Source organism: Bacillus sp. Marseille-P3661, from assembly GCF_900240995.1.
Taxonomy (GTDB): Bacteria; Bacillota; Bacilli; order Bacillales; family Bacillaceae_J; genus OESV01.
The window spans coordinates 899428-915126 of sequence record NZ_LT965954.1 but is presented as its reverse complement, the minus strand read 5'-3'; the positions used below and the strand labels follow the sequence as shown (position 1 = coordinate 915126).

11 protein-coding genes, 7 tRNA genes and 3 rRNA genes are annotated in these 15699 nt (G+C 40.9%); 19 read left to right on the top strand and 2 right to left on the bottom strand.

The annotated features are described in order from the left end of the window. Positions 1–213 precede the first annotated feature (213 nt). Positions 214–1509 carry a glutamate-1-semialdehyde 2,1-aminomutase gene (locus tag C1724_RS15610; protein ID WP_102347633.1) on the bottom strand — a complete coding sequence of 432 codons (1296 nt, stop codon included), beginning with the start codon at positions 1507–1509 and terminating at the stop codon, positions 214–216. A 218-nt stretch (positions 1510–1727) separates the two neighbouring features. Between C1724_RS15610 and C1724_RS15605 the strand changes: the two genes are divergently transcribed. From C1724_RS15605 to perR, 8 genes are all read left to right on the top strand, one after another. Then, positions 1728–2747, top strand: coding sequence for an ABC transporter ATP-binding protein (locus C1724_RS15605; RefSeq protein ID WP_102347632.1), 1020 nt, complete (start codon positions 1728–1730; stop codon positions 2745–2747). Between the two features lie 47 nt (positions 2748–2794). Further along, positions 2795–3586, top strand: a complete 792-nt coding sequence (locus C1724_RS15600) for an ABC transporter permease (protein WP_102347631.1) — start codon at positions 2795–2797, stop codon at positions 3584–3586. Between the two features lie 6 nt (positions 3587–3592). Next, positions 3593–4378 carry an ABC transporter permease gene (locus C1724_RS15595; protein ID WP_102347630.1) on the top strand — a complete coding sequence of 262 codons (786 nt, stop codon included), beginning with the start codon at positions 3593–3595 and terminating at the stop codon, positions 4376–4378. Between the two features lie 87 nt (positions 4379–4465). Beyond that, positions 4466–4921: a potassium channel family protein gene (locus C1724_RS15590; protein WP_258000415.1), complete on the top strand. Its 456-nt coding sequence runs from the start codon at positions 4466–4468 to the stop codon at positions 4919–4921. A gap of 4 nt (positions 4922–4925) precedes the next feature. Continuing rightward, positions 4926–5396, top strand: coding sequence for a thioredoxin-dependent thiol peroxidase (gene bcp / locus C1724_RS15585; protein WP_102347629.1), 471 nt, complete (start codon positions 4926–4928; stop codon positions 5394–5396). 298 nt (positions 5397–5694) lie between these two features. Beyond that, positions 5695–6645, top strand: a complete 951-nt coding sequence (locus C1724_RS15580) for a D-2-hydroxyacid dehydrogenase (protein ID WP_102347628.1) — start codon at positions 5695–5697, stop codon at positions 6643–6645. A 3-nt stretch (positions 6646–6648) separates the two neighbouring features. Then, positions 6649–7197: a cob(I)yrinic acid a,c-diamide adenosyltransferase gene (locus C1724_RS15575; protein WP_102347627.1), complete on the top strand. Its 549-nt coding sequence runs from the start codon at positions 6649–6651 to the stop codon at positions 7195–7197. A gap of 150 nt (positions 7198–7347) precedes the next feature. Further along, on the top strand, positions 7348–7782 hold the full coding sequence (gene perR, locus C1724_RS15570; protein ID WP_180994313.1) for a peroxide-responsive transcriptional repressor PerR: 435 nt from the start codon (positions 7348–7350) through the stop codon (positions 7780–7782). A gap of 165 nt (positions 7783–7947) precedes the next feature. On the opposite strand, the gene C1724_RS15565 is transcribed toward perR, so the two are convergent. Beyond that, positions 7948–8304 (bottom strand): YgzB family protein, encoded by a 357-nt coding sequence (locus C1724_RS15565; RefSeq protein ID WP_102347625.1) that lies wholly within the window; start codon positions 8302–8304, stop codon positions 7948–7950. Between the two features lie 131 nt (positions 8305–8435). On the opposite strand from C1724_RS15565, the gene C1724_RS15560 reads away from it, so the two are divergent. The 11 genes from C1724_RS15560 to C1724_RS15510 all read left to right on the top strand — a co-directional run bounded on the left by C1724_RS15560 (position 8436) and on the right by C1724_RS15510 (position 15698). Next, the gene (locus tag C1724_RS15560) at positions 8436–9311 is read left to right on the top strand and encodes a nucleotidyltransferase-like protein (RefSeq protein WP_102347624.1); all 876 of its coding nucleotides are present in this window, start codon (positions 8436–8438) and stop codon (positions 9309–9311) included. Positions 9312–9669: 358 nt separating this feature from the next. Then, positions 9670–11356, top strand: a 16S ribosomal RNA gene (locus tag C1724_RS15555). 305 nt (positions 11357–11661) lie between these two features. Continuing rightward, positions 11662–14598: ribosomal RNA gene (locus C1724_RS15550) — 23S ribosomal RNA — on the top strand. Positions 14599–14775: 177 nt separating this feature from the next. After that, positions 14776–14892: ribosomal RNA gene (gene rrf, locus C1724_RS15545) — 5S ribosomal RNA — on the top strand. The 16S, 23S and 5S rRNA genes sit together here with 7 tRNA genes alongside, the layout of an rRNA operon. A 37-nt stretch (positions 14893–14929) precedes the next feature. Continuing rightward, positions 14930–15004 (top strand) — tRNA-Asn (locus tag C1724_RS15540). A 1-nt stretch (position 15005) separates the two neighbouring features. Next, a tRNA-Ser gene (locus C1724_RS15535) sits at positions 15006–15097 on the top strand. A 21-nt stretch (positions 15098–15118) separates the two neighbouring features. Further along, positions 15119–15190: transfer RNA gene (locus C1724_RS15530), tRNA-Glu, on the top strand. A gap of 9 nt (positions 15191–15199) precedes the next feature. After that, positions 15200–15275, top strand: a tRNA-Val gene (locus C1724_RS15525). Positions 15276–15444: 169 nt separating this feature from the next. Further along, positions 15445–15521, top strand: a tRNA-Met gene (locus C1724_RS15520). A 15-nt stretch (positions 15522–15536) separates the two neighbouring features. Next, positions 15537–15612: transfer RNA gene (locus C1724_RS15515), tRNA-Asp, on the top strand. A gap of 10 nt (positions 15613–15622) precedes the next feature. Beyond that, positions 15623–15698 (top strand) — tRNA-Phe (locus C1724_RS15510). The last annotated feature ends 1 nt before the right edge of the window (position 15699 follow it).

The following is a 15699-nucleotide window of genomic DNA, read 5'->3' as shown; positions in this document are numbered from 1 at the left end:
TTCTAAAACTTCAGATTTCCAGAATCGTAGTTCTAATCATAGCACGCGATATACATAAAATCAATTCTATTATTGATGCAAATATTCGATGAAAGTAATCTAAAAATGGTATCTGTGGTCACCGGAACCCTTGTCCTGTAAGCGTTTTCACTAAAAGATAAAAGAAAGGCCAGGTATGGACTTTTATACCTGGCTTTTGAATATATTGTATATTTATTCATTTTTTATTGATAAAAATGCATGTTCAACAGCTGCTAATGTTTGGTTAATATCTTCTTCTGTATGTGCGATTGTTAAAAACCATGCTTCATATTTGGACGGGGCAAGGTTAATTCCTTTGTTTAACATTAATTTAAAAAACTTAGCGAACATTTCTCCATCTGTAGATTCGGCCTGCTGATAATTTTCAATTTTTTCATTAGAGAAATAAATGGTTAATGCTCCTTTAAGACGGTTAATTGTAATCGGAATGTTATAGGCTTTAGCACGGTCTAAAATACCGTCCTCAAGTTTTTTGCCTAATTCCGCTAACTTGTCGTAAATACCATCTTTTTGTAATACTTCTAAACATGCTATTCCTGCTGATATTGAAGCAGGATTTCCGGCCATTGTTCCTGCCTGGTATGCCGGTCCTAACGGTGCAACTTGCTCCATAATTTCTTTCTTGCCGCCATATGCACCAATAGGAAGTCCGCCACCAATAATTTTGCCTAAAGCAGTAATATCAGGTTCCACGCCTAATAAGTTTTGTGCGCCTCCATACATAAAACGGAACGCTGTTATGACTTCATCATATATAACTAGTGCATTATGATGATGGGCTAACTCATTTACTTTTTCTAAAAATCCAGGTTTCGGCTCTACAATCCCAAAGTTTCCAACAATCGGTTCCACTAATACTGCTGCAATTTCATTTCCCCATTTTTGTAAAGCTTCTTGTAAGGGTTCGATTTCGTTAAACGGAACAGTAATGACTTCTTGGGCAATGCTTTTCGGTACACCAGCAGAATCAGGTGTTCCTAGTGTAGACGGGCCTGATCCAGCGGCAACAAGTACAAGGTCAGAGTGTCCGTGATAGCAGCCTGCAAATTTAATAATTTTATCTTTTTTTGTATAAGCGCGTGCAACACGAATCGTTGTCATTACTGCCTCAGTACCTGAATTAACAAAGCGAATTTTTTCCATTGATGGGATTGCTTCTTTAAGCATTTTTGCAAACTTAATTTCAAGTGCAGTTGGCGTTCCATATAATACACCGTTTTCAGCTGCCGTCATAATTGCTTTGGTTATATGTGGGTGGGCATGACCAGTTATAATCGGACCATATGCCGCAAGATAATCTATGTATTTGTTGCCGTCGACATCCCAGAAATAAGCCCCTTTTGCATGTTCCATAAACACCGGAGCCCCGCCCCCGACAGCCTTGTAAGCACGTGACGGGCTGTTTACACCACCTACAATATGCTGTTGGGCTTCAGTATATAATTCTTCTGATTTTTCGAAGTTCATGATTTTTTCCTCCCAAAATAATCTCATTGTATATCTTATCAAACTTATACAACAAAAAAACCTTCTAAAAATTTTTAACTAGTATAGTTTAAACCTCGATGTACAGTTTCTGTCAGATAATAGAATCCTTTTATTTGAGTATATACATGATATTTGTGTGCTGCTATATAATTAGGTAGACTAGGCTAGTGAAGACCGGCACTATGGAGGGAAAAAATATGGATTACATCATTGATGTAGAAAATCTGAGAAAAGAATTCAAAGCATATTCAAGTCGTGAAGGGCTGAAAGGGGCATTTCGGGATTTACTTAATCGTCAGTATAAAATTGTACCTGCAGTTGAAGATATTACACTAAAGATAAAGCCTGGAGAGATGGTAGGTTATATTGGGGAAAATGGCGCGGGGAAATCTACAACAATAAAAATGTTGACAGGAATTCTTCAACCAACTAAAGGTAAAGTAATTGTAAATGGTATGAATCCGCATAAAGAGAGAGAACGATTTACTCAAACAATTGGGGTTGTTTTTGGACAGAGATCCCAATTATGGTGGGACATTGCTGTTCAAGAATCGTTTCGTCTATTAAAAAAGGTATATAGAGTTTCTGACCAAGCTTTCGATGATCATATGAATCATGTGATTGCAACGTTAGATATTGGACCATTATTAGATAAACCTGTACGAAAATTATCGCTTGGTCAACGGATGCGCTGTGAGCTAGCGGCTGCATTAATACATAATCCACCATTGCTTTTTTTAGATGAGCCTACGATTGGTTTAGATGTATTGGTTAAGTTGAAAATTAGAGAATTTTTAAAAGAGATTAATGAAAAGTATCAAACAACAATTCTATTAACAACTCATGACTTAACGGATATTGAGGCACTATGTGAACGAGTTGTTATGCTAGATGAAGGTAAAATTATATATGATGGAAGTTTAGTTGATCTTCGTTCAAATTGGGGAGAGGGAAAGCAAATTCAATTTCAATTTAGCTCACCTATAGCAAATGAGGGAGGGTTATTACAGTTAACAAGCGGTTTAAACGTGCAGTGGCAAAAAGGAAAAAATGAAAATTTTTGGATTGCGAATGTAAGTGATGAGAAAGAGATAGTTTCTTCGTTAATAAGTAATGTTGTATCACAACATAAAATAAATGATATTAAAATTAATGAAATTTCAACTGAGGAAATTATTCGTAATATTTATGAGCGTGGTATGGGTAAATCTTCTTAATTTATTTTAAAAGTAATTAGAACAGCATGTAGGAAGGAATGTGTATAGTGGCAAAATATATAGAAATGATCCGAATTCGTTTCTTAATGATGCTCGCTTATCGAACGAATTATTACAGCGGTATTTTAATTTATAGTATCAATATTGGAGCTTATTATTTCTTATGGAATGCCATCTATGGTGGCAAGGAATCAATTGAAGGTTTATCAATCGTGCAAATGGTAACGTATATAGCAATCGCGTGGATGGCGCGTGCATTTTATTTTAATAATATAGATCGAGAAATTGCAGACGAAATAAAGGAAGGTAAAGTAGCAGTTGAAATGATCCGGCCCTATAACTACTTAGGTATGAAAACGATGCAAGGTCTTGGTGAAGGTATTTTTCGACTGTTGTTTTTTTCGTTACCAGGAATGGTCATTGTAGGTTTTATTTTCCCACTTGAATTTTCAGGTAGTCTCCATATTTGGGGTTATTTTGCAATTTCTATTCTATTAAGCTTTATTATAAATTCTCAAATAAATCTATTAACTGGACTAATGACATTTTTTATCTTTAATATAGCAGGTTTACTTCGAGCGAAACGGGTGGTTATTGACTTATTCTCAGGATTGCTGCTGCCGATTAGCTTTTATCCCGAAGTAGCACAAAAAGTAATGGCATTTTTTCCTTTCCAAGCAATTAGTTATATTCCAAGTATGATTTTTACAGAAGGTTTTACAGGTGGAGAAATTACACATGCAATCCTTTTTCAAGTAGTTTGGGCCATTGTGTTATTCTTACCGATACAAGTTATATGGATTGTAGCAAGGAAAAAGCTCGTTGTGCAAGGAGGTTAGGTGAGGGTGTTTTATGTATCGATGTTTTTTCAATATATGGGTCAATATATGAAAACTAGACTTGAATACCGAGCTGATATGATAGTTGAAATTATGTCTGATCTTTTGTTTCAATTTGTTAACTTGGTATTCATATTAGTTGTATTTGGGCATACGCAATTTTTGAGTGGATGGAACCGGGATGAAATCATTTTTATTTATGGCTTTTTTCTTGTGCCATTTGCGATGTTTGGAGCTTTTTTTAATATATGGGATTTTAATGAGAGGTATATCGTTAAAGGTGAGATGGATCGTATTTTAACGAGACCCATTCATAGTTTGTTCCAAATAATATTAGAACGAATGGAGCTTGAATCGCTTTTTGGTATTGTTACTGGTTTAATCATTATGTTTTATGCTGGCGGTAATTTAGGGTTATCATTACATTGGTATGATCCACTAATTTTTGTTTTGATGGTCCTTGGCGGTACGCTCGTTTACGCTGGAATATTTGTTTCGTTAGCTACGATTGGTTTTTGGTCAGATGCCAGAACATCAATCATGCCCATGATGTATAATATTGGTAACTACGGCCGATACCCAGTTGATATTTATAATCATGTGATTCGATTTGTACTTACATGGATTTTGCCGTTTGCATTTGTAGGTGTATATCCGTCGGCGTATTTTTTGGGACGGTCTGAATGGTATGTTTATGCTTTTCTTACACCTATTATGGGGATTGTATTTTTTATGCTTTCAATTTGGCTATGGAATAAGGGGGTTACAAAGTATCGCGGGGCAGGTAATTAGTAAATTATAGCTGTATTAAAAATAATGTTCATATTTCTATTCTCCACCTGCTCGTCATACATTTTATATTAGGGTGGTGAAAAGAATATGATGTTGTATTTAGGGATTGCCGGTATTACAACAATAATTTACAAAAGCTTGCAGTGGGTATGGTCAAGCCATCTTGAAAGAGAGCGTGGTCAATATTTAACGTTTGAAAATTTTTTGCTGCTAATTCTTACATATGTTATTTTAGTTACAGGTTTCGGTTGTATATATGCAATAATGCAATATTCCGGTATGGGGATAATTATAGAAAATGGAGAGCAGGTTCAAGCTCCGTTTTTGGAGCTATTAGAAACAACAACATATTTTAGTGCGGTAACATTATTTTCTGTAGGCTATGGTGATATTGTTCCGTTAGGGATGGGCAGATGGATTGCTATTTTCGAAGCCCTAATTGGTTATATATTACCTGCTGCCTTTGTAATGAGAACTGTTATTTATTTTGAAGATTCTCTTTTAAAAAAGGATTTACAACGATTTATAAATAGGAGGAGATAAGTTTATGACAATAGAGGTTGGTCAAAAGGCTCCGGAATTTTCCTTGGAAGCAAGCAATGGTGAGATCGTTAAGTTAGCAGATTTTCGCGGGAAGTTTGTTGTTCTTTATTTTTATCCGAAAGATATGACACCAGGTTGTACAACGGAGGCGTGTGATTTCCGTGATCAACATGCAAATTTTGCAGATATAAATGCAGTAATACTAGGAGTTAGCCCCGATCCCCTAAATCGACATCAAAAATTTATAGAAAAGCATGAACTGCCATTTTTACTTTTAGCTGATGTAAATAACGAAGCTGCTGAGGCATATGGGGTTTGGAAACTGAAGAAAAACTTTGGGAAGGAATATATGGGAATTGAACGTTCTACTTTCATTATTGATCAAGATGGAAATCTTGTTAAAGAGTGGCGTAAAGTGAAAGTAAAGGGACATGTCGAAGAGGCGCTACAATATATAAAAGAAAACTTGTCATAAATATGTGTTTTAATGGACAACCCTATTCTCTGTTTGATTGTTAAAAAGTAAATAGGGGCCTATTTTTACATATAGAGGGCGATAACCTATACATCTAAAGCTAGATATTCGTATATTGTAGTGTAGGGCATACCTCCTCAGATGATAGCGTGAACTATGGTGCGGGATTTCTATCCCGCATTTTTTTGTAATTTAAGAACGTTTAACTTTAGTAAAGAATAAAAGTAAAGTTCAACAGTTAGTTATCGCTTTTCCATTATTTTGATTAACAGTATAATAGAAAACAGGAGGGGATTGTTTGAAAATACTGACAACTTTTCGAGTGAAATCAATTATTAAGGATAAATTAATTAAAACCTATAAGAATACAGAGTTCACCTTTCATGCATCTATGAAAGATGCAATAGAGGATTTAAAAAATGCTGAAGTATTGATTACGTATGGAGAAGACCTAAATGATGAAATAATTGATAGTGCACAAAAGTTGAAGTGGATTATGGTATTATCAGCAGGAATTGAAAAGCTGCCGTTTGAAGCAATCAAACGCAAAGGAATTTTAGTAACAAATGCAAAAGGTATACATAAAACACCCATGGCTGAATATACAATCAGTATGATGCTACAGGTTGCACGAAATACAAAAAAAATTATTGAAAATGAGCAGCATAGAAATTGGGACCGTTCAGTAAAAATGGTGGAACTCGCTGAAAAAACTATAACTATTCTTGGTACGGGTGCAATTGGGAGTGAAATTGCACGGCTAGCAAAAGCATTTAGAATGAATGTCTTGGGAATTAATCGTAGTGGGAAGTTGCCTGAGTTTTTTGATGAAGTTTTTACATTGGATAAATCGGTTAAAGCATTTGAAAATAGTGATTTTATTGTATCTGTCCTTCCTAGCACATCAGAAACACAGCAATTATTCACAAGAGACCTCTTTAAGTTAATGAAAAAACAACCGATCTTTATTAACATTGGTCGAGGAGACGTTGTAGAAGAGAGTGTATTATTAGAAATGCTGCAAACTGGGAATATAAGTCATGCGGTACTTGATGTATTCGAAAAGGAACCACTAGCAGAAAGTCATCCCTTTTGGAAATTGGAAAATGTGACGGTTACGCCTCATATATCAGGTTTATCTTCTCATTATCAACCCCGTGGCTTTGAGATTTTTGAATATTATTTACAACAGTATATTTCAGGAAACAAACAATATAAAAATATAATTGATCTAGATAGGGGGTATTAACTGATGAAAATCTATACAAAAACTGGGGATAATGGAACAACATCTTTAGTTTATGGATCACGTGTTTCGAAGACAGACGCTCGTGTAGAGGCATATGGTACTTGCGATGAAGCGAATTCAATGATTGGATTGGGTTTAAGTTATCTTAATCAAGAAACGTTTGAAGGTAAAGATGAATTTATGAAAGCCTTCCATCGTGTTCAAACAAATTTATTTCATGTTGGAGCAGAATTAGCTACGCCTGCAGACAAGGAAGTAAAGTGGACTGTTTCAGAAGATGATATATCACAACTGGAAACATATATTGATTTATGGGATGGAAAAATTCCTTCACTAGATAACTTTATCTTACCCGGCGGACATCCGTCTTCCGCAGCTTTGCATGTAGCCAGAACTGTTGTGCGTCGTGCAGAAAGAAAAGCAGTATCAATTGGCGGATCTGTAAATCCATTAGTTAACAGCTATTTAAATCGTTTATCCGACTTCCTATTCGTAGCAGCTAGATATTTGAATTTTATTTTTAATGTTGAAGATGTAAAACTTCACCAATAAGAAATCTGCATTAAATAAAATAGCATATATACACTATTACAAAGGTGTATTAGACTTTATTGACAATTTGTACTTTACAATATACAATGGTTATAAGATTATAAATATTATAAAGTAATAATATATATTTAAGGAGTGAGGTGCATGGCGATGTCAGAGGAACGTATTGTAGAGGCGATGGAAACATTAAAAAATTCAGGGGTTCGAATTACTCCGCAACGTCATGCCATTTTGGAGTATTTACTTAATGCCATGTCACATCCTACTGCAGATGAAATATACAAAGCGCTTGAGGGTAAGTTTCCTAATATGAGTGTTGCAACGGTCTATAATAATCTGCGTGTATTCAAAGAAACAGGGTTAGTTCGAGAGCTAACTTATGGAGATTCCTCAAGTCGATTTGACTGTGATATTTCTGATCATTACCATATTATCTGTGAAGAGTGTGGTAAAATTGTTGACTTTCTTTATCCCGGATTGGATGAGGTTGAAACACTTGCGAAACATGTGACTGGATTTGAAGTAAGTCATCACAGAATGGAAGTATATGGAACATGTCCGGAGTGTAAAGTGAATAAACACTAAGAGCTGAGAGGAATGTCCTTTCAGCTTTTTTATAGGAACTTTAGTATATTTTCTAAGAATGTAATATAGGAAAGTATAATTAAGGATAAATGAAAAAACACGTAATTTGCTATTGGCAAGTTGCGTGTTTTTTAATAGGTATGTTTTTAATTGGTTAATTTAGTATTAGCTTTTGTTAGTTTTTGAATTATATTTTTCGTCAAATTCTAATCCTTCTAGATTCGGATCTAATGTTAGTGGTTCTCGACAATACATACATAAATCTACTCTGCCTAATATTTTCGTTGTTTTACCACATGTCGGACACTTTACCTGGACCGTTTTAGTTGAAAGCATCCCAATCCAGAAATAAACAATGGTACTAGCGATAATAAATAAGAAACCAAGCAGCATGAAAATTGTCATAACCCATACGTTTGCTTTGAATATAATACCAACATACATTACGGCTATGCCGATAAAGATTAAACTTAGTGCGAATGTACGTATCTTATTTATTTTACTAGAATATTTTAAACTCATTATCATTTCCCTCCTAAAAGAAAATTATAGCATACATAAATAATAAATGAACAATTCATTTATGTCGAAAAAAGGTATTAAGGCGTTTTTGTAGAAATCATTATCTAGCCTATTTAATGGAGGATATCGTTATGGAAGATTTATTGAGGCCTATTTATCAGGAAAAAGCTAGTCATAAAGATACACTAGGGATTTTGTTGGTGGAAAAAGTCAAAGTTAATAGTTCGCTTACGGAACAATTTGATGCCATATTAATTGTTTTAAAGAAGAATACAGAATCAATAGAGAATCCGTATTTTGTTAAACATTATAATTTTGATGATAAAAAGGCCGCATTACATATAATAGATGAAAGAAAATTTCAGTCGTGGTTAACAAGTGGGACAAACCAACGACTCATAGCATGGGTGCTGCAAGGTAAAATATTGTTTGAGAGAAATGAATATATTGATGAATTAAGAACGCTGCTTCATGAGTTTCCGATTAATATACGAAAGAAAAAGATTGGAATCGAATTTTCTAAACTTATTTCTAGTTTTTCAGCTGGGCGAGACCTTTACGACTCTAAACAATTTTTAGATGCTTATAGTCAAATGATAAAATCGCTTCATTTTTTAGCTAGACTATCGGTAATAGAACATGGTTTTTATCCCGAGGTAACTGTTTGGAATCAGTTAAAACATATTGAACCGGAAGTTTACAAATTATATTTAGAATTGGTTGATAGTAAAGAACCTATTGAGAAACGAGTAGAATTATTATTATTGGCAAGTGAATTTGCAATTAGCTCAAGGACCAAGGTAGGAAGTAGCTTTTTAATTGAGGTTATGAAGGCTAAGAATAGCGATTGGACAATAGATGAATTACAAAATGACGAACAATTGCAAGATTATGTTTTTGATTTACCTTTATTGTTACAATACTTAGTGAATAAAAATATAATTGAAATTATTAGTGAAAAAACAAAGGGAAATCATGTTTACCAACGAAAATACATTGCTCGATAAAATAAATTGTTTTATGTTGACACTTAGTTTGTATTCATGGTATATTAAAAACCGTCGCTGCTAGATCAGTAGTGACGGTTTGAAAAAGTGTTGACAACAAGTCGGTGAAATGTTATGATTGAAAAGTCGCTGAAAATGAAATGCGACCTCAGATCACAACAAATAGAATCAACTATCTTCGGAATTTTTAATAATAAAACAAAAGAACTTGTTGACTTCTACGAATAACTTGTGATAATATATTACTTGTCACTAAAATAGAATGATCTTTGAAAACTAAACAAAATGTCAAGCGTGCAAAACAAGTTGAACTTTGTTCAACAACCAAGTCAGTTTATTAGTTTGAGCAATCAAACCCTTTTCGGAGAGTTTGATCCTGGCTCAGGACGAACGCTGGCGGCGTGCCTAATACATGCAAGTCGAGCGGATGATGAGGAGCTTGCTCCTCTGATTCAGCGGCGGACGGGTGAGTAACACGTGGGCAACCTGCCTGTAAGACTGGGATAACTTCGGGAAACCGGAGCTAATACCGGATAATCTCTTAAACCACATGGTTTAAGAATAAAAGATGGTTTCGGCTATCACTTACAGATGGGCCCGCGGCGCATTAGCTAGTTGGTGAGGTAACGGCTCACCAAGGCGACGATGCGTAGCCGACCTGAGAGGGTGATCGGCCACACTNAACCACATGGTTTAAGAATAAAAGATGGTTTCGGCTATCACTTACAGATGGGCCCGCGGCGCATTAGCTAGTTGGTGAGGTAACGGCTCACCAAGGCGACGATGCGTAGCCGACCTGAGAGGGTGATCGGCCACACTGGGACTGAGACACGGCCCAGACTCCTACGGGAGGCAGCAGTAGGGAATCTTCCGCAATGGACGAAAGTCTGACGGAGCAACGCCGCGTGAGCGATGAAGGCCTTCGGGTCGTAAAGCTCTGTTGTTAGGGAAGAACACGTACCAGTTAACTGCTGGTACCTTGACGGTACCTAACCAGAAAGCCACGGCTAACTACGTGCCAGCAGCCGCGGTAATACGTAGGTGGCAAGCGTTGTCCGGAATTATTGGGCGTAAAGCGCGCGCAGGCGGTTTCTTAAGTCTGATGTGAAAGCCCCCGGCTCAACCGGGGAGGGTCATTGGAAACTGGGAAACTTGAGTGCAGAAGAGGAGAGTGGAATTCCACGTGTAGCGGTGAAATGCGTAGAGATGTGGAGGAACACCAGTGGCGAAGGCGACTCTCTGGTCTGTAACTGACGCTGAGGCGCGAAAGCGTGGGGAGCGAACAGGATTAGATACCCTGGTAGTCCACGCCGTAAACGATGAGTGCTAAGTGTTGGAGGGTTTCCGCCCTTCAGTGCTGCAGCTAACGCATTAAGCACTCCGCCTGGGGAGTACGGTCGCAAGACTGAAACTCAAAGGAATTGACGGGGGCCCGCACAAGCGGTGGAGCATGTGGTTTAATTCGAAGCAACGCGAAGAACCTTACCAGGTCTTGACATCCTCTGCTACTTCTAGAGATAGAAGGTTCCCCTTCGGGGGACAGAGTGACAGGTGGTGCATGGTTGTCGTCAGCTCGTGTCGTGAGATGTTGGGTTAAGTCCCGCAACGAGCGCAACCCTTGTCCTTAGTTGCCAGCATTCAGTTGGGCACTCTAAGGAGACTGCCGGTGACAAACCGGAGGAAGGTGGGGATGACGTCAAATCATCATGCCCCTTATGACCTGGGCTACACACGTGCTACAATGGATGGTACAAAGGGTTGCGAGACCGCGAGGTTGAGCCAATCCCATAAAGCCATTCTCAGTTCGGATTGTAGGCTGCAACTCGCCTACATGAAGCTGGAATCGCTAGTAATCGCGGATCAGCATGCCGCGGTGAATACGTTCCCGGGCCTTGTACACACCGCCCGTCACACCACGAGAGTTTGTAACACCCGAAGTCGGTGGGGTAACCTTTTGGAGCCAGCCGCCTAAGGTGGGACAGATGATTGGGGTGAAGTCGTAACAAGGTAGCCGTATCGGAAGGTGCGGCTGGATCACCTCCTTTCTAAGGAAGATTTACATGAGCACCATGGGGTGCAACTCGCGCTTAGACATTTTGTTTAGTTTTGAGAGAGCATTCTCTCAACAAATGAATATTTTAGCTACCGCTAAAATAATTGCGCTTGCGTCTACAAGTGGATTCGAAGAAGTCGGATTCCTCAGCGCAAGGCAGCATGAAGTAGCTCACTGATGATTATTCACGATGTGATTGAAGTCAGTAGCTTTGTTCTTTGAAAACTAGATAGCAATAACATTCATATTTACTGTAGAAAAGTTCTTATTAAAATCTTGATGATTAAGATCATCTTAGGTTAAGTGAATAAGGGCGCACGGTGAATGCCTTGGCACTAGGAGCCGATGAAGGACGGGACTAACACCGATATGCTTCGGGGAGCTGTAAGTAAGCTTTGATCCGGAGATTTCCGAATGGGGAAACCCACTGTTCGTAATGGAACAGGATCTATACCTGAATACATAGGGTATTGAAGGCAGACCCGGGGAACTGAAACATCTAAGTACCCGGAGGAAGAGAAAGCAAACGCGATTTCCTGAGTAGCGGCGAGCGAAACGGAAGAAGCCCAAACCAAGAGGCTTGCCTCTTGGGGTTGTAGGACACTCTATACGGAGTTACAAAGGAACGAAGTAGGTGAAGTGGTTTGGAAAGACCAGCCGAAGAAGGTAACAGCCCTGTAGCTGAAACTTCGTTCTCTCTTGAGTGGATCCTGAGTACGGCGGGACACGTGAAATCCCGTCGGAAGCTGGGAGGACCATCTCCCAAGGCTAAATACTCCCTAGTGACCGATAGTGAACCAGTACCGTGAGGGAAAGGTGAAAAGCACCCCGGAAGGGGAGTGAAAGAGATCCTGAAACCGTGTGCCTACAAGTAGTTGGAGCCCATTTATGGGTGACAGCGTGCCTTTTGTAGAATGAACCGGCGAGTTACGATCCCGTGCAAGGTTAAGTCGAAGAGACGGAGCCGCAGCGAAAGCGAGTCTGAATAGGGCGATTGTAGTACGTGGTCGTAGACCCGAAACCAGGTGATCTACCCATGTCCAGGGTGAAGTCCAGGTAACACTGGATGGAGGCCCGAACCCACGCACGTTGAAAAGTGCGGGGATGAGGTGTGGGTAGCGGAGAAATTCCAATCGAACTTGGAGATAGCTGGTTCTCCCCGAAATAGCTTTAGGGCTAGCCTTAAGGTAAGAGTCTTGGAGGTAGAGCACTGATTGGACTAGGGGCCCCCATCGGGTTACCGAATTCAGTCAAACTCCGAATGCCAAAGACTTATCCTTAGGAGTCAGACTACGAGTGATAAGGTCCGTGGTCAAGAGGGAAACAGCCCAGATCACCAGCTAAGGTCCCAAAGTATACGTTAAGTGGCAAAGGATGTGGAGTTGCTTAGACAACCAGGATGTTGGCTTAGAAGCAGCCACCATTTAAAGAGTGCGTAATAGCTCACTGGTCGAGTGACTCTGCGCCGAAAATGTAACGGGGCTAAACGTATCACCGAAGCTGTGGATTGACACTTACGTGTCAGTGGTAGGGGAGCGTTCTAAGGGCTTTGAAGCTAGACCGGAAGGACTAGTGGAGCGCTTAGAAGTGAGAATGCCGGTGTGAGTAGCGAAAAGACAAGTGAGAATCTTGTCCATCGAAAGCCTAAGGTTTCCTGAGGAAGGCTCGTCCGCTCAGGGTTAGTCGGGACCTAAGCCGAGGCCGAAAGGCGTAGGCGATGGCCAACAGGTTGATATTCCTGTACCACCTCTTTACCGTTTGAGCAATGGAGGGACGCAGGAGGATAGGGTAAGCGCGCTGTTGGATATGCGCGTCCAAGCAGTTAGGCTGGTAAGTAGGCAAATCCGCTTACCACATAAGCTGAGCTGTGATGGCGAGGGAAATATAGTACCGAAGTTCCTGATTCCACACTGCCAAGAAAAGCTTCTAGCGAGGTAGAAGGTGCCCGTACCGCAAACCGACACAGGTAGGCGAGGAGAGAATCCTAAGATGCGCGAGAGAACTCTCGTTAAGGAACTCGGCAAAATGACCCCGTAACTTCGGGAGAAGGGGTGCTCTGATAGCGTGCAAGCGCGAGAGAGCCGCAGTGAATAGGCCCAAGCGACTGTTTAGCAAAAACACAGGTCTCTGCGAAGCCGCAAGGCGAAGTATAGGGGCTGACACCTGCCCGGTGCTGGAAGGTTAAGAGGAGAGGTTATCCTTTTCGGAGAAGCTTTGAATCGAAGCCCCAGTAAACGGCGGCCGTAACTATAACGGTCCTAAGGTAGCGAAATTCCTTGTCAGGTAAGTTCTGACCCGCACGAAAGGTGTAACGATTTGGGCACTGTCTCAACGAGAGACTCGGTGAAATCATAGTACCTGTGAAGATGCAGGTTACCCGCGACAGGACGGAAAGACCCCGTGGAGCTTTACTGCAACCTGATATTGAATTTTGGTACAGCTTGTACAGGATAGGTAGGAGCCTGAGAAGCCGGAGCGCCAGCTTCGGTGGAGGCATCGGTGGGATACTACCCTGGCTGTATTGAAATTCTAACCCGCGCCCCTGATCGGGGCGGGAGACAGTGTCAGGTGGGCAGTTTGACTGGGGCGGTCGCCTCCTAAAGAGTAACGGAGGCGCCCAAAGGTTCCCTCAGAATGGTTGGAAATCATTCGTAGAGTGTAAAGGCACAAGGGAGCTTGACTGCGAGACCTACAAGTCGAGCAGGGACGAAAGTCGGGCTTAGTGATCCGGTGGTTCCGCATGGAAGGGCCATCGCTCAACGGATAAAAGCTACCCCGGGGATAACAGGCTTATCTCCCCCAAGAGTCCACATCGACGGGGAGGTTTGGCACCTCGATGTCGGCTCATCGCATCCTGGGGCTGTAGTCGGTCCCAAGGGTTGGGCTGTTCGCCCATTAAAGCGGTACGCGAGCTGGGTTCAGAACGTCGTGAGACAGTTCGGTCCCTATCCGTCGTGGGCGTCGGAAATTTGAGAGGAGCTGTCCTTAGTACGAGAGGACCGGGATGGACACACCGCTGGTGTACCAGTTGTTCTGCCAAGAGCATCGCTGGGTAGCTATGTGTGGACGGGATAAGTGCTGAAAGCATCTAAGCATGAAGCCCCCCTCAAGATGAGATTTCCCATTACTATAAGTAAGTAAGATCCCTCAGAGATGATGAGGTAGATAGGTTCGAGGTGGAAGCATGGCGACATGTGGAGCTGACGAATACTAATCGATCGAGGACTTAACCAAGTAGAAATCCTGAAACGACTGTTCAGACTCGAAGAACATTTGATCTCGAGAGTCTAGGAGTGGAAGGTGGACAATTACCTACAGTTTATGAATACTTGTTATCTAGTTTTGAGGGAACAACTATTGTATATTTTGAAAATATTTTATATAATAGTATTTGTTCTTACAGATATATAGTCTGGTAGTTATGGCGAAGAGGCCACACCCGTTCCCATTCCGAACACGGAAGTTAAGCTCTTCAGCGCCGATGGTAGTTGGGGGCTGTCCCCCTGTGAGAGTAGGACGTTGCCAGGCTTATACTGTAATAAAAAGTATAATTCATTATCTTCATTCCACAGTAGCTCAGTGGTAGAGCTATCGGCTGTTAACCGATCGGTCGCAGGTTCGAATCCTGCCTGTGGAGCCATGGAGAGCTGTCCGAGTGGCCGAAGGAGCACGATTGGAAATCGTGTAGGCGGTTAACGCTGTCTCGAGGGTTCGAATCCCTCGCTCTCCGCCACCGTTTAGATAAAATATATTTGGCCCGTTGGTCAAGCGGTTAAGACACCGCCCTTTCACGGCGGTAACACGGGTTCGAATCCCGTACGGGTCATTACACTTTGGAGGATTAGCTCAGCTGGGAGAGCACCTGCCTTACAAGCAGGGGGTCGGCGGTTCGATCCCGTCATCCTCCACCATTTATTATGATATATTCATCATCGCGGGGTGGAGCAACAAGCGAAACATCCGTGAATAATCTGCGAGTTGTCCCGACGCATAAACATCTTTGATTTAACGAGTAGAGGAAGGGACAGTCAGATTCTATACACTTTTAAAGCAGGTACAAAATTATTCTAATTCTATCATCGCGGGGTGGAGCAGTCTGGTAGCTCGTCGGGCTCATAACCCGAAGGTCGCAGGTTCAAATCCTGTCCCCGCAACCAAATAATAAGATTAGTGGTTCCGTGGTGTAGTGGTTAACATGCCTGCCTGTCACGCAGGAGATCGCGGGTTCGATCCCCGTCGGAACCGCCATACAATAATTGGCTCGATAGCTCAGTCGGTAGAGCAGAGGACTGAAAATCCTCGTGTCGGCAGTTCGATTCTGTCTCGAGCCACCAT